Origin of the sequence: Ruegeria sp. HKCCD7296, assembly GCF_013110775.1 — a bacterium.
GTDB lineage: Bacteria > Pseudomonadota > Alphaproteobacteria > Rhodobacterales > Rhodobacteraceae > Ruegeria.
Genome location: NZ_WVRF01000006.1, coordinates 192615 through 211294, shown reverse-complemented (window position 1 = coordinate 211294; position 18680 = coordinate 192615). Strand labels below are relative to the sequence as shown.

The 18680-nt window shown below is 57.5% G+C and carries 18 protein-coding genes; 9 read left to right on the top strand and 9 right to left on the bottom strand.

The annotated features are described in order from the left end of the window. Positions 1 to 43: 43 nt before the first annotated feature. Both GS632_RS11055 and GS632_RS11050 read right to left on the bottom strand, forming a co-directional pair. Positions 44 to 664, bottom strand: a complete 621-nt coding sequence (locus GS632_RS11055; protein WP_171721826.1) for a nicotinate-nucleotide adenylyltransferase — start codon at positions 662 to 664, stop codon at positions 44 to 46. 32 nt (positions 665 to 696) lie between these two features. Further along, positions 697 to 1167: an MOSC domain-containing protein gene (locus tag GS632_RS11050; RefSeq protein ID WP_171179296.1), complete on the bottom strand. Its 471-nt coding sequence runs from the start codon at positions 1165 to 1167 to the stop codon at positions 697 to 699. A 138-nt stretch (positions 1168 to 1305) separates the two neighbouring features. On the opposite strand from GS632_RS11050, the gene ettA reads away from it, so the two are divergent. Both ettA and GS632_RS11040 read left to right on the top strand, forming a co-directional pair. Beyond that, complete coding sequence (gene ettA, locus GS632_RS11045) at positions 1306 to 2973, top strand: energy-dependent translational throttle protein EttA (RefSeq protein ID WP_010442471.1); 1668 nt, start codon at positions 1306 to 1308, stop codon at positions 2971 to 2973. Between the two features lie 53 nt (positions 2974 to 3026). Continuing rightward, positions 3027 to 3515 carry a hypothetical protein gene (locus GS632_RS11040; RefSeq protein ID WP_171179294.1) on the top strand — a complete coding sequence of 163 codons (489 nt, stop codon included), beginning with the start codon at positions 3027 to 3029 and terminating at the stop codon, positions 3513 to 3515. A 583-nt stretch (positions 3516 to 4098) separates the two neighbouring features. On the opposite strand, the gene GS632_RS11035 is transcribed toward GS632_RS11040, so the two are convergent. Then, positions 4099 to 4488 (bottom strand): hypothetical protein, encoded by a 390-nt coding sequence (locus GS632_RS11035; RefSeq protein ID WP_171721767.1) that lies wholly within the window; start codon positions 4486 to 4488, stop codon positions 4099 to 4101. Between the two features lie 462 nt (positions 4489 to 4950). Here GS632_RS11035 and GS632_RS11030 point away from each other — a divergent pair, with 462 nt between their 5' ends. Beyond that, positions 4951 to 5157, top strand: coding sequence for a cold-shock protein (locus GS632_RS11030; protein WP_050604132.1), 207 nt, complete (start codon positions 4951 to 4953; stop codon positions 5155 to 5157). Between the two features lie 163 nt (positions 5158 to 5320). Beyond that, positions 5321 to 5875: a L,D-transpeptidase gene (locus GS632_RS11025; protein WP_171179290.1), complete on the top strand. Its 555-nt coding sequence runs from the start codon at positions 5321 to 5323 to the stop codon at positions 5873 to 5875. A gap of 6 nt (positions 5876 to 5881) precedes the next feature. Here the strand turns inward: GS632_RS11025 and GS632_RS11020 are convergent, their stop codons facing one another. After that, entirely contained in the window at positions 5882 to 6544 is a 663-nt protein-coding gene (locus GS632_RS11020) for an arylesterase (RefSeq protein WP_371809998.1), read from the bottom strand. 27 nt (positions 6545 to 6571) lie between these two features. Here GS632_RS11020 and GS632_RS11015 point away from each other — a divergent pair, with 27 nt between their 5' ends. Together GS632_RS11015 and GS632_RS11010 are read left to right on the top strand one after the other, a co-directional pair. After that, positions 6572 to 7267 (top strand): ABC transporter ATP-binding protein, encoded by a 696-nt coding sequence (locus GS632_RS11015; protein WP_171179288.1) that lies wholly within the window; start codon positions 6572 to 6574, stop codon positions 7265 to 7267. Then, complete coding sequence (locus tag GS632_RS11010; RefSeq protein WP_171179279.1) at positions 7264 to 9792, top strand: ABC transporter permease; 2529 nt, start codon at positions 7264 to 7266, stop codon at positions 9790 to 9792. Before GS632_RS11015 ends, GS632_RS11010 begins: the two co-directional genes overlap by 4 nt. Positions 9793 to 9794: 2 nt before the next feature. On the opposite strand, the gene GS632_RS11005 is transcribed toward GS632_RS11010, so the two are convergent. Then, positions 9795 to 10241: an Rrf2 family transcriptional regulator gene (locus GS632_RS11005; RefSeq protein WP_171179277.1), complete on the bottom strand. Its 447-nt coding sequence runs from the start codon at positions 10239 to 10241 to the stop codon at positions 9795 to 9797. A gap of 93 nt (positions 10242 to 10334) precedes the next feature. On the opposite strand from GS632_RS11005, the gene GS632_RS11000 reads away from it, so the two are divergent. Next, entirely contained in the window at positions 10335 to 10946 is a 612-nt protein-coding gene (locus GS632_RS11000; RefSeq protein WP_171179275.1) for a gamma-glutamylcyclotransferase family protein, read from the top strand. Between the two features lie 26 nt (positions 10947 to 10972). Here GS632_RS11000 and gltX read toward each other — a convergent pair whose 3' ends face one another. Beyond that, positions 10973 to 12298 carry a glutamate--tRNA ligase gene (gene gltX / locus GS632_RS10995; RefSeq protein ID WP_171238481.1) on the bottom strand — a complete coding sequence of 442 codons (1326 nt, stop codon included), beginning with the start codon at positions 12296 to 12298 and terminating at the stop codon, positions 10973 to 10975. A 139-nt stretch (positions 12299 to 12437) separates the two neighbouring features. Between gltX and GS632_RS10990 the strand changes: the two genes are divergently transcribed. Further along, positions 12438 to 13370: an MBL fold metallo-hydrolase gene (locus tag GS632_RS10990; protein ID WP_171238482.1), complete on the top strand. Its 933-nt coding sequence runs from the start codon at positions 12438 to 12440 to the stop codon at positions 13368 to 13370. Between the two features lie 4 nt (positions 13371 to 13374). Here GS632_RS10990 and GS632_RS10985 read toward each other — a convergent pair whose 3' ends face one another. The 3 genes from GS632_RS10985 to GS632_RS10975 form a co-directional block, all read right to left on the bottom strand. Next, positions 13375 to 14706 carry an FAD-binding oxidoreductase gene (locus GS632_RS10985; protein WP_171721768.1) on the bottom strand — a complete coding sequence of 444 codons (1332 nt, stop codon included), beginning with the start codon at positions 14704 to 14706 and terminating at the stop codon, positions 13375 to 13377. 138 nt (positions 14707 to 14844) lie between these two features. Then, positions 14845 to 15120, bottom strand: coding sequence for a hypothetical protein (locus tag GS632_RS10980; protein ID WP_171179267.1), 276 nt, complete (start codon positions 15118 to 15120; stop codon positions 14845 to 14847). A 264-nt stretch (positions 15121 to 15384) separates the two neighbouring features. After that, positions 15385 to 17043 (bottom strand): NAD+ synthase, encoded by a 1659-nt coding sequence (locus GS632_RS10975; RefSeq protein ID WP_171179265.1) that lies wholly within the window; start codon positions 17041 to 17043, stop codon positions 15385 to 15387. A gap of 154 nt (positions 17044 to 17197) precedes the next feature. On the opposite strand from GS632_RS10975, the gene GS632_RS10970 reads away from it, so the two are divergent. Then, entirely contained in the window at positions 17198 to 18679 is a 1482-nt protein-coding gene (locus GS632_RS10970) for an MORN repeat-containing protein (RefSeq protein WP_171721769.1), read from the top strand. Position 18680 lies beyond the last annotated feature (1 nt).

Sequence of the window (18680 nt, the reverse complement as noted above, 5' to 3'; positions counted from 1 at the left end):
TAAAATCGCACAACCTCTCGCTGAGATTATGCGCCCATAGGGGCTATTCCGGCAACACTTGTGCGCGCCACTCTCCGCGCGTTCGGATTTCGGTCGAGCTGACATCAACCATTGGCACGTTCACGAAACACCAGGCCGGGGCTTGCGCCTGACCCAAAAGATGTCGCGCCTGCCCATCGATGCGATACTTTGCATAGACCCGAGCCGCAGGTGACATCCGCGCCGAAATCCGATCCCCCGGCCGCGCGACGACGCCGACTGGCACGCTATCCATGATCAGCCGCCAATCTTTCCAACGATGAAACTGCGCCAGGTTATCCGCCCCCATCAGCCAGACAAACCGAACCTGCGGGTACAGCCGCCGAAGTGCTGCCAGAGTATCCGCTGTCGCCCGCGTGCCCGTCATCGCCTCGATATCCGTCACGTCGACCTTCGGGTGCTGCATCACGGCTTTCGCGGCTTGCAACCGCCGCGCCATCGGGGCTGGTCCATGCTCCTTCAACGGATTGCCCGGCGAGACCAGCCACCACACCCAATCCAGCCCAAACGCCTTCATCGCCTCGCGCGTGACGTGCACATGGCCTTTGTGCGGAGGATCAAAAGACCCGCCGAACAGCCCGATCACCTGCCCGGGTCGCGCATATGGAATATGATAACGCTCCATCCCCTGCTGATGTTCAGAACTCAAGGGGGTTGTCAATCAACAGGTTGCACCGCATCACCCAGCTTGACACGCCCCGGGCGGAGGACTTCGGCACACCAACCCCCATGCCCGCGCACGGCAGAGTAACCGCCCTGGCCCAGAGCCTCTTCCATCCGACTGCACGGCGCGCAGATCACGGTAAAGCGCAGGATGGCCTCGCCCACCTGCACCTCACGCCCCTTGAGGGCCGCCAGATTGATCCCCGACACCACCAGATTACGCCGCAGGATTTCCGGTGCCACGGGCCTTTGCCCCAGATAAGTGCCAATCGCCGCCAGATGTTCGTGCTGGATCAGAGTCACCGCCCGCGTGCCAGCGCGGCCACGGTCGCCGTCGAGCCCGCCAATGGAGATCACGGCCTCATTCACCTTGACCATTTCCACCCGCCGCTCGGGTCGTAGCCCGATCCATTCGACACGTCCCGGCTGCGCCCAACCGGCAATCAGCTTTGCCAATTCAGACAATTTATACCCCTTGTTTGATCAAGCCTTTTTAGGTGAAGCCGGCACTAAGCGAAATTCACAAAACCACCAGCTTGCCCCGCACGCCGCGCTCAGATATCCAGCGTTCCAACTCAATTTCCCCGACCCAGAGGACGCGACATGGCCGCCTATCAATATGTCTACCACATGCAGGGTGTCTCCAAGACCTATCCCGGTGGCAAGAAGTGCTTTGAAAACATCCACCTGAGCTTTCTGCCCGGTGTGAAAATCGGTGTCGTCGGCGTCAACGGCGCGGGTAAATCGACGCTGATGAAAATCATGGCCGGCCTCGATACCGATTTCACTGGTGAGGCGTGGGCGGCTGAGGGTGCCAAGGTCGGCTATCTGCCGCAGGAACCGCAGTTGGATGAATCGCTGACCGTCCGCGAAAACGTCATGCTGGGCGTGGCCGCGAAAAAGGCCAAGGTCGACCGCTTCAACGAAATCGCCATGGAGATCGCCGAGAATTACTCGGACGAGCTGATGGAGGAGATGACCACCCTGCAGGACGCGATCGACGCGGAAAACCTGTGGGATCTCGACAGCCAGATCGACGTCTCGATGGAGGCACTGCGCTGCCCGCCGGACGATGCCAACATCGCTAACCTCTCGGGTGGTGAGAAACGCCGCGTGGCGCTCTGCAAGCTGCTGCTCGAAGCGCCCGACATGCTGCTGCTCGATGAACCGACCAACCACCTGGACGCCGAGACTATCGCCTGGCTGCAACAGCACCTGATCGACTACAAAGGCACCATCCTGATCGTCACCCACGACCGGTACTTTCTGGATGACATCACCGGCTGGATTCTGGAACTCGACCGCGGCCGCGGCATTCCGTATGAGGGCAACTATTCCGCATGGCTGGAGCAAAAGGCCAAACGGCTGGAGCAGGAAGCGCGCGAGGACAAGTCCAAGCAGAAGACCCTGCAGCGCGAACTGGAATGGATGCGTCAGGGTCAGAAGGCCCGTCAGGCCAAATCCAAGGCCCGGATCAATGCTTATAACGAACTGGCCGAGCAGTCCGAACGCGAAAAGCTGACCCGCGCTCAGATCGTCATCCCCAACGGCCAGCGCCTTGGCGGCAAGGTGATCGAGGTCGAGGGCCTTTCGAAACACATGGGCGACAAGCAACTGATCGAAGGGCTGGACTTCGCCCTGCCCCCCGGCGGCATTGTCGGCGTCATCGGCCCCAACGGCGCGGGTAAATCGACCCTGTTCAAGATGCTCACCGGTCAGGAACAGCCCGACAGCGGCACCATCACGCTGGGCGACACGGTCGAACTGTCTTATGTCGACCAATCGCGCGACGACCTGAAAGACAACGACACCGTGTGGGAAGCGATCACCGGCGGGGCCGAGATCATTCAGCTGGGCGATGCACAGGTCAATTCCCGCGCCTACTGCTCGTCCTTCAACTTCAAAGGCGGCGATCAGCAGAAAAAGGTCTCGCTGCTGTCAGGGGGTGAGCGCAACCGCGTCCACATGGCCCGCTTGTTGAAAGAGGGCGGCAACGTCCTGCTGCTCGACGAACCGACCAACGACCTGGACGTCGAAACCCTGCGCGCACTGGAAGACGCGCTGGTCGATTTCGCCGGCTGCGCCGTCGTTATCTCACACGACCGCTTTTTCCTCGACCGGATCTGCACGCATATTCTGGCCTTCGAAGGCGACGCGCATGTGGAGTGGTTCGAGGGCAACTTCGAGGACTACGAAGAGGACAAAAAGCGCCGTCTGGGACCGGATGCGCTCGAGCCCAAGCGGTTGAAGCATAAGAAGTTTGCAAGATAGACGTTTCTATAGGCGGCAATTTTGCCGCCTTTTTTCCAACCAAAGAAACAGAAATGCAGAAAAAACTTACAGAACTTCGATTTTGGCTGAAACAAGCCCTTTGGTTTGTTCCCTTTGCCTACTTTCTCAACTTTATTTATGCTGTTTACTCCGATCAATCCGGCGGAACTTTTGGAGACACCTTTGGCGCGGCAAACGCCCTCTTCTCAGGAACAGCTTTACTCTTGTTAGTGCTTGCGGTCAGCCTTCAACGAGAAGAGCTCGAACACGTCAAAAAGGAACGAAATGACACTCTAAAACTCCTTGAAGGGCAAGAAGGTATCAATGAAGCGCAAAGAGTTGCTTTAGAAAAGCAATTGTTTGAAAGCTCCTTTTTCTCTCTATTTTCCATGATCAACGAGGAGAAAGCCCGGTTGCTAGAACAAGAGGGCGCAGCCGGAAAAGAAACAGTTCGCTTAGAGCAGTACCGCAGAGCATCCGAGTGTCTCCTCGAAAAAAAGCCATTGAAAGTGAGTTCCATCCCAGTCAGCGGCACCACTTAGATCTAGAAGCAAACAAGATTTTCAACCTCGTTAACTTAATTTCCGCAGCAGTTGCACTAGTCAAAAGCGCAGAAAACAACGAACGCGACACCGAATTTTATACTTCGTTGATTCGAGGCACAGTAGACTACGATACGGCAATTTGCTTCGCTTGGTTTCACGCTTCGATAAATGACAAAAAATCAACCGTGTCATTGGCTTACGAAACTCTTGATATTGAGCAGTCGTTAGCTCCTCTCCACACGAAATGCGTTGACCAAATTTTACGAAAGGAAGAACCGTAATCACATAGTCAGCGAGCGTAGGGTGGGTACTCGCACTCGTCACTCCTCAATTTCCGATAATTCAACCAAATCAAATGACGGGTGAAATCACCCATCTTGGGGTTCTCCGAACGCCCCTTCGTTCACGCCACTGCTCCACTCCGGCCCTACCCAACCCGAACGAATATCTCGATGGTTTGATAAACAGGGTTACGTCGCTGGACGCCATCCAGCCACTTCGAAATGCATCAAGCCCCCTCGAAGCGACCAAACTCCGGCGTCTCAGTCAAAACTCTAATGGATGATAGCAGTTGCAGGCTTTAAGCTGACTGGTTTCTGCGAAATTTGCCCAGACCAAACAGCCCGGCCAACGCGCCAACCAGCAGCAACCAACTGGCGGGAATCGGGACAGCCGCAAGGTTTGCCTGCGCCACGGCACCTTCCGTTACGCCCTGCTCTTGGTTGGGGCGTTCCCGCAATAGCTCCAACTCTTCAAGATGCCGGTCATGTTCAGAGGGTTCGGGTGCTTGGGTCAAACGGAGATTTTCCCATTCCAACTCTTCACGATGTCTTTCGCTATCAAAGCCTGATAAAAGCTCGGATGTAACTTGATCACCATCCGCAGTCGAACGTTCCGACCCTTCTGAAATGGTCAAAGCTCCTGACGCTCCGGCCCAAAACAGAACCGCTAATGTGCAAATAACTCTCATATTGGCCCCCACGACACTGTCTTTAAGCATAGCATCCCAGCGTCATTTTTCAAACATCACAATAATTGAATTAAAATGAAGACTTATGAGATCAAAGGATACCGTCCTATCAAGACACCTCTGATCCTGTGCCTAAAAGGGCCGCAAGCAAAGCTGCGATTCTCAATAGTCTCATTATGCGTTTATTCGGAAACCGGGACGACCACCGGTCGTATGAGCCAGGCACGGCAATTCCCACTCTTTGATCAAAGACCCCTTGAATCACTGCAATATGCTCTGGGGCCGCTGTCCAATTCAGGCGATCATCCCTTGCCACACGGCCACCTCAATGCCATATGAAGGGAGCTTACGTTTTTCTATTTCGACCCACTGTCTCCTTTTACGGCGCTCAGTCTATCGATCCAGACAACGACGCCAGGCTGCCGCATCCACGTGGGCAGCACCAAACAGGAGACAACGGATATGCCTGCAGGCACCGTAAAATGGTTCAACACCACCAAAGGCTACGGCTTTATCGCACCCGAAGATGGCGGCAAAGACATCTTCGTTCACATCTCGTCAGTAGAGCGTTCGGGCCTGACCGGTCTGGCCGACAACCAGAAAGTCACGTACGAGCTGCGCGCTGGTCGTGACGGTCGCGAAAGCGCCGACAACATCCAACTGGCCTAAGCCGGTAAAAGGGTAAGGCGCGTCTTTGCCCTTTTCTATCCGGCCGCCTGCGTGGCGGCCGGAACACATCACGACCACGTGATGTTTGCCCCAGAATTGACCAAATATCATATCATACTGAAACTGTTCTTAAGTTTCCTTGGTCATTCGATGAGGGTTTTCCATGTTTACACGCCGTGTTTTTCTGGCCGGAACAGCAGCCAGCCTGTTGCCGGGAATCGCCAGCGCCAAGAAAGCGGTCGAATATGATCCGACGCCGCAATTCGTGCGCATCAAAAAGCAATTCGTGCCTGGGCAGCTTCTGGTCGCCCCCCGGTCGTTCTATCTCTACTACGTGACCGAACCACGCAAAGCGATCCGCTATGGTTGTGGTGTTGGAAAGGCGGGGCTGGAATTTACCGGATCGGCGACCATCGATGTGAAAAAGGAATGGCCCACCTGGCGTCCGACCGATGAAATGATCGAGCGTGACCCGGTTACCTACGCAAAATTCAAAGACAATGACTATGTGCAGCCCGGTGGCGGAGATAACCCTTTGGGCGCGCGGGCGCTGTATCTTTTCCAGAACGGCGTCGACACATATTTCCGCATCCATGGTACAACGCAGCCGCAAACCATTGGTCATGCAGTGTCAAACGGGTGCGTCCGTATGCTGAACGAACATGTCATTGACCTATACAATCGTGTCCCAATCGGAACAGTGGTCACGGTCGTCTGATCAAAGTCAGGGGGCCGCTGCCTGCCCGACAAGTTCCAGAACGGATGGGCCCAGCGCATCCACGATCCGGGCGACCCCGTCGGCATTTGGGTGAATGCCGTCGGCCTGCATGAACTGTGACACTGCACCAGGATCGCCCTCGGCTGTCAGCCCTTCAAAGAAACTGCTGGCAAACAAGACCCCATAGTCTTGCGCCAATTCGGGGTACATCGCGTCAAATGCCTGTTTGTAGTCCGTTCCGTAATTGCCCGGCGCTTGCATTCCGATCAGCAGAACAACAACGCCGCCATCCCGCGCAACCTCCAGAATTTCGCGCAGGTTGGCCCGTGAGACTTCAGGGTCGATTCCGCGCAATAGGTCATTTCCGCCTAAGGCGACGATCATTCCATCCACATCCGGCGTCAGGGTCCATTCCACCCGCGCAGCTCCGCCTGCCGTTGTGTCACCTGAAACGCCGGCGTTGATCATCTGCACATCCGCGCCCTGCGCCCGAAGCCAACGGTCAAGCTGAGGTACAAACCCGTCTTCTTCCACCAGCCCATAGCCTTGCGTCAACGAATCCCCTAAGGCGGCAATCACCACTTGCTCGGCTGTGGCCGTGAAACCGCAGAAGATAAACAGACCTGTCATCAAAGCCTTGCGCAATGTGGTGATCGCTCCATATCCCAAAGGACCGCTCCTTAATCGGGTAAACCCATGACATCTGCTGTTCTCACCCTCCAAAATGCTGCTTTGTCGCTGGATGGCAATGCCGGGCGGGTCGATATTCTGCATGACATTACGTTGTCTGTGACCAAGGGTGAAACACTGGGCCTGATCGGGCCGTCCGGTTCGGGCAAATCTTCGCTCCTGATGTTGATGGGTGGGTTGGAGCAAGCGACCAGCGGACAGATCACCGCGCTGGATCAGGACCTGACAAGCATGGACGAAGATGCACTGGCCCGCTTTCGCCGCAACAACATGGGAGTGGTGTTCCAAAACTTTCACCTGATCCCGACCATGACTGCGCTTGAGAATGTCGCAACACCGCTGGAGCTGTCAGGGCACAGGGATGCGTTCGACCTGGCCGAGACTGAGCTGGACGCTGTCGGGCTATCGCATCGGCGCGATCACTATCCGGCGCAACTGTCGGGCGGTGAACAACAGCGCGTGGCACTTGCCCGTGCCTCAGCGCCGCGCCCCAAGATTTTGTTGGCAGATGAACCCACCGGGAACCTGGATGAAACCAACGGCGCTGCGATTGTTGATCTCCTGTTTGGACTGCGTCAGAAATTTGATGCGACCCTCGTTCTTGTCACTCACAGCCGTTCCTTGGCGGAACGCTGCGATCGGGTTGTTCGCCTTCGCGATGGACGGATTGCGGAAGAAACTCGGCAGGAGGCCGCCGAATGAGCCTGCGACTGGCGGGGCGGCTCGCCCGTCGCGAGCTGCGCGGAGGCTTGCGGGGGTTTAGGATCTTTCTGGCCTGTCTGGCGCTTGGCGTCGCAGCCATTGCAGCCGTAGGGTCGGTACGGCAAGCCATTCAAACCGGATTGGCGCAAGAAGGTGCTTCGCTTTTGGGCGGCGACGCCCAGCTTGAATTCACCTATCGCTTTGCAGATGAGGCCGAGCGCGCCTGGATGCAGCAAGCATCCGAGCAGGTGTCCGAGATCGTCGATTTCCGCTCGATGGCTGTTGTGCCCCGTGCCGAAGAACCGGAGCGCGCACTGACGCAAGTGAAATCTGTCGACACTGCGTACCCCTTGATTGGTTCGGTCAGACTGGATCCTGACATAACGCTGGATGACGCCCTAAACGGGACATCCGGCTTGCCCGGAGCAGTCATGGAACAAGTTCTGATCGACCGGCTTGGGCTGGCCGTTGGTGATCGCTTCAAGCTTGGGGCGCAGGAATTTGTCCTGACAGCCGCACTGGTGAACGAACCCGACAGCGCGGCAGATGGGTTTGGCCTTGGACCGCGCACATTGGTGAGAACCGAGGCGCTACAGACGTCTGGGTTGTTGGAGCCCGGCACTCTGTTTTCGACCAAATACCGTTTGAACCTGCCAGACACGATCGTCCTTGCCGAAATCGCCGCCGAAGCTGACAAAGCCTTCGACGGCACGGGAATGCGATGGAGCGATGCGCGCAACGGTGCCCCCGGTATTTCCGAGTTTGTCAGCCGCCTGAGCGCCTTTCTGGTTCTTGTCGGCCTCTCGGGCCTTGCGGTGGGCGGCATTGGCGTTTCAGCCGCCGTGCGCGCGTACCTGAGCCAAAAAACAGAAACCGTGGCGACCTTGCGCACCTTGGGGGCTGATCGCGCAACGATTTTTCAAACTTACATGCTTCAGATCGGCGTGCTGTCTGTCATCGGAATTGCGCTCGGCCTGGCGCTGGGCGGGCTGGCTCCGCTGCTTCTGGCGCCTCTGTTGGAAAGCCAGTTACCGGTTCCGGCAGTATTCTCGCTCTATCCACAGCCACTGATTGAGGCCGCAATCTATGGGCTGCTTACCGCATTTCTGTTCACGCTTTGGCCATTGGCCAGAACCGAAGACGTGCGGGCCGCAACCCTGTTTCGCGATGCGCTGAGTACGGCCCGAGCGCTCCCACGCCCGATTTATGTCATCGCCACCGCAATTGGTCTCGCATTGCTTGTCTCCGTTGCCGCCTGGTTCAGCGGTTCCACACGATTGACCCTTTGGACAAGCGGCGGGCTTGTAGGTGCGCTGGTTTTATTAAGCCTCTCTGCCTATGCCATTCGCAAACTGGCCCGGGCCGTAGCTCCTCTGGCACGCGGCCGCCCTGCCCTGCGATGGGCCTTGTCCGCCATTTCAGACCCGCGTGAGGGCGCAGGCTCGGTTGTTCTGTCGCTCGGTCTGGGCTTGTCCGTTCTGGCCGCCGTTGGACAGATCGACGGCACGCTGCGCAACGCAATCTCAGGCAACCTACCAGATGTCGCGCCCTCATATTTCTTTGTCGACATCCAAAAGGATCAGATGCCCGGCTTTTCCGATCGCCTGACCTCGGACCCTGCCGTCAGCCGCATCGAAAGCGCGCCAATGCTGCGTGGGATCATCACGCAGATCAATGGCCGCCCTGCCCGTGATGTGGCTGGTGATCATTGGGTGCTCGAAGGAGACCGTGGTGTCACCTATTCTGCCCGACCCCCGGCAAACGCGAATGTAACCGATGGGGAGTGGTGGGCCGAGGATTATTCGGGCACACCTCAGGTCAGCTTTGCCGCTGAAGAAGCCGCCGAAATGGGCCTGCAACTTGGCGATCAACTGACCGTCAATATCCTTGGTCGCGACATAACCGCAGAGCTGACCTCGTTGCGCGAGGTGGATTTCTCAACCGCAGGAATGGGATTCATCATGTCGATGAACCCCTCTGCCCTGTCCGGTGCACCGCATAGTTTCATCGCCACTGTCTATGCAGAAGAGCAGGCCGAGGCTGCCATCCTCAGGGATCTCGCAGGTCAGTTCCCCAACATCACGGCCATTCGCGTACGCGATGCCATCGACCGCGTTTCAGGGCTGCTGGCCGGTATCGCCGCCGCCACATCTTACGGCGCAGGTGTGTCCTTGCTAACCGGATTTCTGGTCTTGATCGGAGCCGCAGCGGCAGGCGAACCTGCCCGCAGATACGAAGCGGCAATCCTGAAAACCCTCGGGGCCAATCGGGGCCGCATCCTGCGCAGCTTTGGCCTGCGCTCTGTCTTATTGGGGGCCGCCGCAGGCTGCGTCGCCTTGCTGGTCGGCATTCTGGGCGGATGGGCCGTTGCCACCTACATTTTCGAGACGGATTTTGCGATCATCTGGTCTTCGGCGTTGGGCATTGTTCTGGCCGGGATCGGCGTCACGCTTTGCGCAGGTCTTGCCTTTGCTCTGCGCCCGCTTTCGGCCCGGCCAGCCCGCATCCTGCGCGCCAGCGACTAAGCTCAGCGCACACAGGCCACGGGCTGCAAAAGCTTCAGCAACGGATCATTGTCACAAACCAAAGCATCCAGCGAAACATCATCGAGAGAGGCGTAAAACACTTCGGCCGCGTCCTGCAGCGCCAACCGCAACCGGCAGGCATCCGTCAAGGGGCAGGTATTGTCCGCATCCGCAAAACATTCGGCAATGGGCAAGGCGCCCTCAACATGCCGGAACACCGCGCCGATCCGAATTTCTTCCGCCGGGCGCGCCAAAGACATGCCGCCATTGCGGCCGCGTTGTGTGCTTAGATAGTCCAACTGGCTCAGTTGGTTGATCACCTGCGCGAGATGATTTTCCGAAATGTTACACACTTCGGCAATTTCCGACTTGGTGACCAACCTGTCCGGGTGCGCTGCGCAATACATCAAAAGGCGCACGGCAATATTTGTCCGTTTCGTAATCCGCATGAGGGCCTCCCTGAATTCAAGATGCAGCCTTATTGCATGTCCGGGAAAAAAGCGGTTTGACATACATCAATCGATCAAAAGGACGCCTTATCCATGCCTGACCCCTATTTCTTTGGCTATGGCAGCCTTGTGAACCTCGCCACACATGATTTTCCCGACCCGCGTCCGGCAAAACTGAAAGGCTGGAGGCGGGCGTGGCGTCATACCGATCTGCGCCCGGTCGCGTTCCTGACCGCAGTTCCCGACCCCGAGGCTGAGATCGAAGGAATGATCGCGCATGTGCCAAAAAACGACTGGGCCGCACTGGATCAGCGGGAATGGGCCTATGACCGGGTTCCGGCAACGAATTCGATTTCACACACCCTGACGCATGATGTCGAAATCGCGGTTTATGCGGTGCCCCATGACCGGCACACCGCGCCCAGCAATCACCATCCCTTGCTGCTCAGTTATATCGATGTGGTTGTGCAGGGATACCTGAGGGCGTTTGGACCAGATGGTGCGGACCGGTTCTTTGCCACAACCGACGGCTGGGACGCGCCTGTTGTGAATGATCGGGCCGAGCCGAAATATCCCCGTCACCAACTGCTCAAACCTGACGAGACAGCATTTGTAGATAACCGCCTGAAGCGCGCATCGGTAAAGATAATCCAGCCACATCAACAAAAAGAGGCAGACGAATTTCCTGCCTCTTTCAAATTCTAAATTCATACCGTTTCGGTACGGAGCATTCAGCCCCGTGCGCGGATCACCTGCAGCAAGGGCAGTAGAGCCGCCATTTCCGGCCCCCGCTCCATCCCGGTCAGGGCTTTGCGCAGCGGCATGAACAGGCCCTTGCCCTTGCGGCCTGTTGCCTCTTTCACCGCTTTGGTCCAAGTACCCCAGGTCTCGCCATCAAACGGGCCATCGGGCAACAAAGCGACCGCTTCGGCAATAAACTCTCGATCTTCATCGGCAATCAATGGTTCGGCCCCATCGCGGCACAGTTCCCACCAGCCTTTCAGATCAGCCAGAGTGGTGATGTTTTCGCGCGCCATTGCCCAGAAGGGTTCCGCCAAATCAGCCGGAACTCCAGCGTCTTCCACCGCATCAGCTACATCTGTCAGCGGCAGCGATTGCAGGTGCTTTGCGGTCAGAGGGAACAGGTCCTGTACGTCAAACTTGGTCGGTGCCGCACCAAACCGGTTCACATCAAACCCTTCGATCAGTTCCGCCATGTCCGAGCGCAACTCAACCGGGTCAGACGACCCCAGACGCGCCATCAGGCTCAACAAAGCCATCGGCTGCACGCCCTGTTCGCGCAGGTCGCGCAACGCCAGCGTGCCCAAACGTTTCGAAAGGGCCTCACCCTGCGGGCCGGTCAGTAGCGAGTGGTGGGCAAAACGGGGGCACTGGCCGCCCAGCGCTTCGATGATCTGGATCTGCGTAGCGGTGTTGGTCACGTGGTCCGACCCCCGCACCACATCGGTTACACCCATTTCGGTATCGTCCACAACGGACGCAATCGTGTAAAGCACCTGACCGTCACCGCGGATCAGCACGGGGTCAGAAACTGAAGCAGCATCAATCGAGATGTCGCCCAGAATACCATCAGTCCATTCGATACGCTCATGATCCAGCTTGAAGCGCCATACACCGTTGCCACGTTCGGCGCGCAGGGCGTCTTTCTCGGCATCTGACAGGTTCAGCGCGGCCCGGTCATAGACCGGTGGCTTGCCCATGTTCAGTTGCTTCTTGCGTTTCAAGTCCAGCTCGGTCGGCGTCTCAAACGCCTCATAGAACCGACCCATCTCACGCAGCTTGTCCGCAGCTTCGGCATAGCGATCCAAGCGCTCAGACTGGCGTTCAACCTTGTCCCAGTGCAGACCCAGCCACTCCAGATCCCGCTTGATGGCATCGACATATTCTTCTTTCGAGCGCTCGGGATCGGTGTCGTCAATTCGCAGGATGAATGTACCGCCCGCCTTGCGAGCGATCAGATAGTTCATCAGGGCGGTGCGCAGGTTGCCCACATGGATGTATCCGGTGGGCGACGGGGCGAAACGGGTGGTTGTCATGGGTGTCTCCTGTTGGCGCGGCTCTTGTCATAAGACGCGTGTTTTGTCCAGTCGCAGGCCCGCTCACGCGAACGTGGAGTGGCAGCCGCCCTGTTCCGTCCTATCTATTTGACGCTGGCACCTAAAGGGAGACCCCAAAATGACTTTCAATCTTACACGCCGCGCCGCGTTGGGCGCAGCCGCAGCTTTGCCATTTGCGTCTGCCGCTTCACCGCTTCTGGCTGCAGGCTCGGGCACCAAAGCAAACTCGACCATCGCCAAGTCCTTCACGCTGGGCGACTTTACGGTAACCACGCTGCTGGATGGCAGCATTGCACGCGACGGTGCCAAAGAGATCTTTGGCGGTGGAGCGACAGATGAGGAATTCGCCAAGGTTTCAGCGGACAATTTCATTCCGGCAGATGCAGCCCAGTTTTTCTTTACCCCTTCACTGGTCAACACAGGTTCTGAACTGGTTCTTTTTGACACCGGATTGGGACAAGGTGGCATTCAGGCAGCTCTGGCCGATGCAGGCGTGACGCCGGACCAAATCGACGTCGTGGTGCTGACACACATGCATCCTGATCACATCGGAGGCATGACCACCAACGACGCGCCTACATTTGCAAATGCGCGTTACGTGACCGCTGCGCCCGAATATGATTTCTGGGCGGCGCAGGAGGCGGGCAACCGCGTCGGCGATCTGGTGGCCGCCAAGGTAACCCCACTGGCAGAAAAGATGAGCTTTATCGGCGACAGTGGCGAAGTGACGTCAGGCATCACGGCAGTCGCCGCGTATGGCCACACGCCAGGTCACACCGTGTATCATCTGGAAAGCAACGGACAGCGCCTTATCCTGACGGCAGATCTGGCCAACCACTATGTCTGGTCTTTCGCGCATCCCGAATGGGAGGTCCGATTTGACATGGACAAGGCAGCAGCAACAGCCGCGCGTCGCAACGTTCTGGGGATGCTGGCGGCAGATAAGGTACCGATGGTCGGCTATCACATGCCGTTCCCCGGCGCGGGCTTTGTCGAAACCCGAGGCGACGGTTTCCGCTTTGTCCCGGTCAGCTATCAGATGATGGGCTAAGCCGTTAATACCCCGGATCCGGCCTCACTTTCGAGCCGTCGGTGAACCGCGAAAGGCGAAACGCGGCCGGATCCACGCAAGGCGTCGTTTCAGCGACAAGATCGGCGATCAACCGTCCGGCGCCCGGACCAATGCCAAATCCATGGCCAGAGAATCCTGTGCCAATGAATAGGCCCGGCAACTCATCAACACCTGAGATCACCGGAATGGCGTCAGGCGTAACGTCGATCATTCCAGCCCAACTTTGCACAACTTCGCTGTTCATAAGCGCCGGGAACCCTTTGCAGGCGCGGCTCCAAGCGTGCCGCAACACTTTCTGCGATGGCTCAGGGTTCAAATTTCGGCACTGCTCGAACGGGGTCACATCGGTGGGCAGCCAGTGCCGATCGTGTCGCGCTTCGATCGCCCAGCGTCTGGACAGGCGAAAGCGCAAGGATTTCCACTCCTGCGCAAAGGCAGGCAAGAACCGTTTCGCAAGCCGGAAGCTGTCGGGCACAATGTCCACCGTGTTTTCGTGGCCAGACGCAATGGTATAGCCGCCGTCAGCGCGCTTGCGGATCGCAAAATCGTCGGACCACAACGCGGGTCCAGGCCCATCGTGCACGGGGGATGTGCGAAGCACTGTGTTCAAAACCTTGAGTTGCGGCAGCTCGACGCCCGCGTTGCCAGCAAACAACCGCGACCAGGCCCCACCCGCCAGAACGACGCGTCCGCAAACCACTTTTCCACGCTCGGTAAAGACACCGGAAATGTGCCCATCCTTGGTTTCGACGCTGCGGACTGCACATTGCGTCATGATCACAGCGCCCCGGTCTCGTGCAGCCTCGGCAATAGCCGGAGCAGCCCATTGCGGCTCGGCACGACCGTCCTGCGGCATGTAAAGCGCTGTTGTCAAACCTGTTTGGTGCCCTTGCAGCAAATCGGAAAGCTCACCGCCGGACACTATCCTGGCCCCGGTCTGCAATCCCTCAACATGGCGCATCCACTTTTGCAGGTTGGCTGCGTCTCTTGCGCCAGAGGCCCCAAAAAGGATGCCGGATTGGGTATAGCCTGTTTCGCGCCCCAAACGCTCGTCCAGCGTTTGCCAGATGCGCAACGCCTCTTGCATCAGGGGAATTTCCCTTGGGTCTCGCATACCCAGACGCACCCAACCCCAATTGCGCGAACTCTGCTCTGCTGCAATCTGACCCTTTTCACACAAAAGAACAGAAGCGCCGCGTTCAGCTAGCTCCAATGCCGTTGAAACGCCGATGATGCCACCGCCAATAACAACAACATCCACATGTTTGGGCAGAGCCAGATCAGATTCAACTGGGGTCGGTTTGGGTGCGGTCATCAATAGGTCTTACATCGGTCGCTTGGACCAGTATGGAGACCTGCCCGCCGCGTATAGGCAATGTGAATTCCGAGCGTTGTTGCAGTATTTTCGACACCTGTGGCCCAGGTGCCGAAATCGGTGTCAGCAACGAGCGTATTAGGCCGCGCCGGACAACTCTGCCCATTTCTGGCGCAAGATCGCCGACAACCCGTTTTGTTTGGATGCCGCTTGATTTGTTACTTCCTTTTGCGGCAGCAACCTCGGAAACTCGGTTCGGAAATTGAGTGCAGCAAGCTCATCCAATTCTCGCTGTTCCTCCATTAGATTGGCGATCGCCGCATCCAGCTTTTCTTCATCCAATTCTTGCGGCTGCGTCTCTATAGACCGCCATTTCAAAGGTGTATGAAGCGAATTGTCATATTCCTTGTACATTTTACCACCACACCGTTCACTCAGACATCTAACCCGGGATGCGTCGCTCGTACCGCGAACCAATTTTACGCGTACAGATTAAATTGCGTCGCACCCGCCCCACATCGGGCAACTTCTAAGCAAAAATGTGGCAGAAAAATGTCGCGCAGGCAAGCTTGAGGCAGCCGTAACCGCCTCAAATCACAATCAATTTCTCACACTTGGGATACAATTTTGCCTAATCTATATACACTGTTTCCAAACTGGCCGTCCGGCCCCTGGTTTTCAGGTCCGATCGCGCCATCGATTCACAATTGGATAGCGCCGATCCAGCCAGAACGCCCGCTTGCTGAGGCGCGTACCGGGGGCAGACTGGAACCGTTTGTATTCACTGATGTAAATCAGATGTTCGACCCGCCGGGCCTCGGCTACGTCATACCCGGCAGCGACGCAGTCGGCGATTGAGCCATCCTGATCGACCAAAATCTCAAGGATACCGTCCAGAACCGGGTAGTCGGGCAAGCTGTCGCTGTCCTTCTGGTCTGCGCGCAGCTCGGCACTTGGCGGTTTGTCGATAATGGACGGGCGGATCACCTCGCACTTGGGACCCATCATCCAGTCACGATGATTGACGTTGCGCCAACGGCAGGTTTCAAACACGCGGGTTTTGTACAGATCTTTGATCGGATTATAACCGCCATTCATGTCGCCATAGATCGTGGCATAGCCCACTGCGACCTCGGACTTGTTGCCCGTGGTCAACAGCATTTCACCAAACTTGTTCGAGATCGCCATCAGCAACAGTCCACGCAGGCGAGACTGAATATTTTCCTCGGTCAGTCCTTCGTCCAGCCCTGCAAACAAAGGCGCCAGAGTATTCGTTACCGCGGCCCGGCCCTCGGAAATCGGCACAAAATCATAGTGCACGCCCAGCGCCTTGGCGACGGCCTCGGCATCATCCAGCGAAGCCTGGCTGGTATATTCCGATGGCAACATCACACAGCGCACGTTTTCGGCCCCGATGGCGTCAACCGCGATGGCCGCCACCAAGGCAGAATCGACCCCGCCTGACAGACCAAGAAGCGCCTTTTTGAAACCCGTCTTGCCCATATAGTCCCGCAGCGATTGCACCATCGCGCGGTAATCCTGCTCCCATACATCTGGCTGAGGAACGATTTCGGCCGGCGTAATCCGCCAGCCATCGTCACCACGCTCAAGGTCCACTTGTGAGACAGTTTCGTCAAAAACAGGCATCCGGAAGGCCAGCTCTCCACCCGGGTTCAGGCCAAAGCTAGCACCGTCAAAAACCTGATCGTCCTGCCCGCCCACCATGTTCAGGTAAATCAGCGGCAGACCTGTTTCGACAACCCGTGCCACCATGTGATTTAGGCGCACGTCATACTTGTTGCGGAAATAGGGCGATCCGTTGGGGATCAGCAGAAACTCGGCCCCGGTTTCCTCGAGCGTTTCTGCGACGTCCGGGTGCCAGCCATCCTCGCAAATCGGGCTGCCTATACGGAAGTTTCCAACTGAATACGGCCCACCCAACGGTCCGGCATCGTACAGGCGCACTTCGTCAAAAACGGTTTCGTTCGGCAAATGATGTTTCAAAACCTTGCTGGTGATCCGCCCGTTTTTGAGGATCAGGTAGGCGTTGAACAACTTGTCCTCTTCCGCCCAAGGCGCGCCAATGGCAATCGCTGGTCCGTCTGCGCATGTTTTGGCCAACGCCTCGACCGCCGCCATGGCCGCACGGTGAAACACTGGCTTCTGGATCAGATCCTGCGTGTTGTACCCGGTGATGAACATCTCGGGGAAAGCCACCAGATCAGCACCGGCCGCCTTGCCTTGCTCCCATGCGGAAACGGCCTTGTCTGCGTTGCCTTCGATGTCGCCCACGGTTGGGTTCAGTTGCGCCAAAGTGATGCGGAAACGGTCGGCCATGCTGCCCTCTTGCCTCGTCAGTCCTATTGCCATTTAGCAGATCACCGCGCGAGTAAAAGGCCAATGCGGCAAAAGCCGTTGCCCTGCCTTCGACGGTATCCTAGTTTTGCTTTCAAAGATGCAACCAGCGATGACCCGGCAGGCAGGACCGAAAATGAACGTGATCCGATACTCGATTTTGGCAGCGGGGCTAAGTCTGTCCGCGGCGACAGCGTTTGCGCAGGACGGAACGGTCATCGTCAAAGATGACGAGGTTGGCGGCGTCTATGAAGGCACCTATGAAAACGGTTTGCGTCACGGGACGGGGACGTACAGGCTGCCCAACGGGTTTGAATACACGGGCCAGTGGGTTGAAGGCGAGATTCAGGGTCAGGGCTTGACCCGCTATCCGGACGGGTCGATCTATGAAGGCAGTTTTGCCAAAGGCCAACCCGAAGGGCGCGGTAAGATCGTTTACGCCAATGGCAGCAGCTATGACGGCGAATGGTCCAACGGGTCGATCAACGGTACGGGAGTTGCAGAATTTGCAAATGGCACGCGCTATGAAGGTGAGTTCAAAAACGCCCAGCGGCACGGCAAAGGCATTCTGACTTTTCCCGACGGATACATCTATGATGGCGACTGGGTTGATGGTCAGCGGCAGGGCAAGGCCAAAGTCACCTACGCGGACGGCAGCGTGTACGAAGGCGACGTCAGTGCAGGTTTGCGCGATGGCACGGGCACGCAAACCATTCCCGACGGCATGATATATTCCGGTGAATGGGCGCAGGATCAGATCACCGGCACCGGTCGCCTGACCTATGCCAATGGCGATGTCTACGAGGGCGAACTGGTAGAAGGGCGCCGTCAGGGCAAAGGCAAAGTGACCCACGCGCAAGGCGACGTGTACGAAGGCGACTTTGTCGATGATCGCCGCCAGGGCAAGGGCACGTTCACCGGCACGGACGGCTTTGTGTATACCGGCGACTGGAACCAGGGACAGATCGAAGGTCTGGGAGAGCTGACTTATCCCGATGGCTCGGTTTATGTCGGCGATTTTGTTGCCGATTTGGCCGAGGGTACGGGCCGCATCACCTATCCTGATGGGTCAACCTATGAAGGTGATTGGATCGCGGGCGTGATCGAGGGTCAGGGCACGGCCACTTATGCCAACGGAATGATCTACAAGGGCCAGTTCAAGAACGCGCAAAGCCATGGCAAGGGCGTCGTGACACGCGCGGACGGTTCGGTCTATGACGGCGACTGGGTCGATGGCGTTCGCCAGGGCAAAGGCAAAGCGACCTATTCCGACGGGACCATCTATAACGGTGATTTTCTGAACGGAAAACGACATGGCAAAGGGGAAATCGTGACCCCCGCTGGCTTCAAATACGTGGGCGACTGGTCCGAAGGTAAGATCGAAGGCGTCGGCGTCGCCACTTATTCGAACGGCGATGTGTACGAAGGCAATTTTGTCGATAACAAGCGCCAGGGCAGCGGAACGATGCGCTATGCCAACGGGCAGGAAGAAACTGGTATTTGGGAAAACGGAGTCTTGCCGGGCCGTGCCTCTGACCAGCAAAGCGAGTCAGACACGCCGGATCCACAGCCCGCGCCGGATGATCAGGCCGAAACGCCCGAGGCCTCCGACGGGTAAA

Coding starts and splice junctions, on each gene's coding strand:
- GS632_RS11055 (WP_171721826.1), bottom strand. CDS start 664: ATGGAGCGTTATCATATTCCATATGCGCGACCCGGGCAGGTGATCGGG.
- ettA (WP_010442471.1), top strand. CDS start 1,306: ATGGCCGCCTATCAATATGTCTACCACATGCAGGGTGTCTCCAAGACC.
- GS632_RS11040 (WP_171179294.1), top strand. CDS start 3,027: ATGCAGAAAAAACTTACAGAACTTCGATTTTGGCTGAAACAAGCCCTT.
- GS632_RS11035 (WP_171721767.1), bottom strand. CDS start 4,488: ATGAGAGTTATTTGCACATTAGCGGTTCTGTTTTGGGCCGGAGCGTCA.
- GS632_RS11030 (WP_050604132.1), top strand. CDS start 4,951: ATGCCTGCAGGCACCGTAAAATGGTTCAACACCACCAAAGGCTACGGC.
- GS632_RS11025 (WP_171179290.1), top strand. CDS start 5,321: ATGTTTACACGCCGTGTTTTTCTGGCCGGAACAGCAGCCAGCCTGTTG.
- GS632_RS11015 (WP_171179288.1), top strand. CDS start 6,572: ATGACATCTGCTGTTCTCACCCTCCAAAATGCTGCTTTGTCGCTGGAT.
- GS632_RS11010 (WP_171179279.1), top strand. CDS start 7,264: ATGAGCCTGCGACTGGCGGGGCGGCTCGCCCGTCGCGAGCTGCGCGGA.
- GS632_RS11005 (WP_171179277.1), bottom strand. CDS start 10,241: ATGCGGATTACGAAACGGACAAATATTGCCGTGCGCCTTTTGATGTAT.
- GS632_RS11000 (WP_171179275.1), top strand. CDS start 10,335: ATGCCTGACCCCTATTTCTTTGGCTATGGCAGCCTTGTGAACCTCGCC.
- gltX (WP_171238481.1), bottom strand. CDS start 12,298: ATGACAACCACCCGTTTCGCCCCGTCGCCCACCGGATACATCCATGTG.
- GS632_RS10990 (WP_171238482.1), top strand. CDS start 12,438: ATGACTTTCAATCTTACACGCCGCGCCGCGTTGGGCGCAGCCGCAGCT.
- GS632_RS10985 (WP_171721768.1), bottom strand. CDS start 14,706: ATGACCGCACCCAAACCGACCCCAGTTGAATCTGATCTGGCTCTGCCC.
- GS632_RS10980 (WP_171179267.1), bottom strand. CDS start 15,120: ATGTACAAGGAATATGACAATTCGCTTCATACACCTTTGAAATGGCGG.
- GS632_RS10975 (WP_171179265.1), bottom strand. CDS start 17,043: ATGGCCGACCGTTTCCGCATCACTTTGGCGCAACTGAACCCAACCGTG.
- GS632_RS10970 (WP_171721769.1), top strand. CDS start 17,198: ATGAACGTGATCCGATACTCGATTTTGGCAGCGGGGCTAAGTCTGTCC.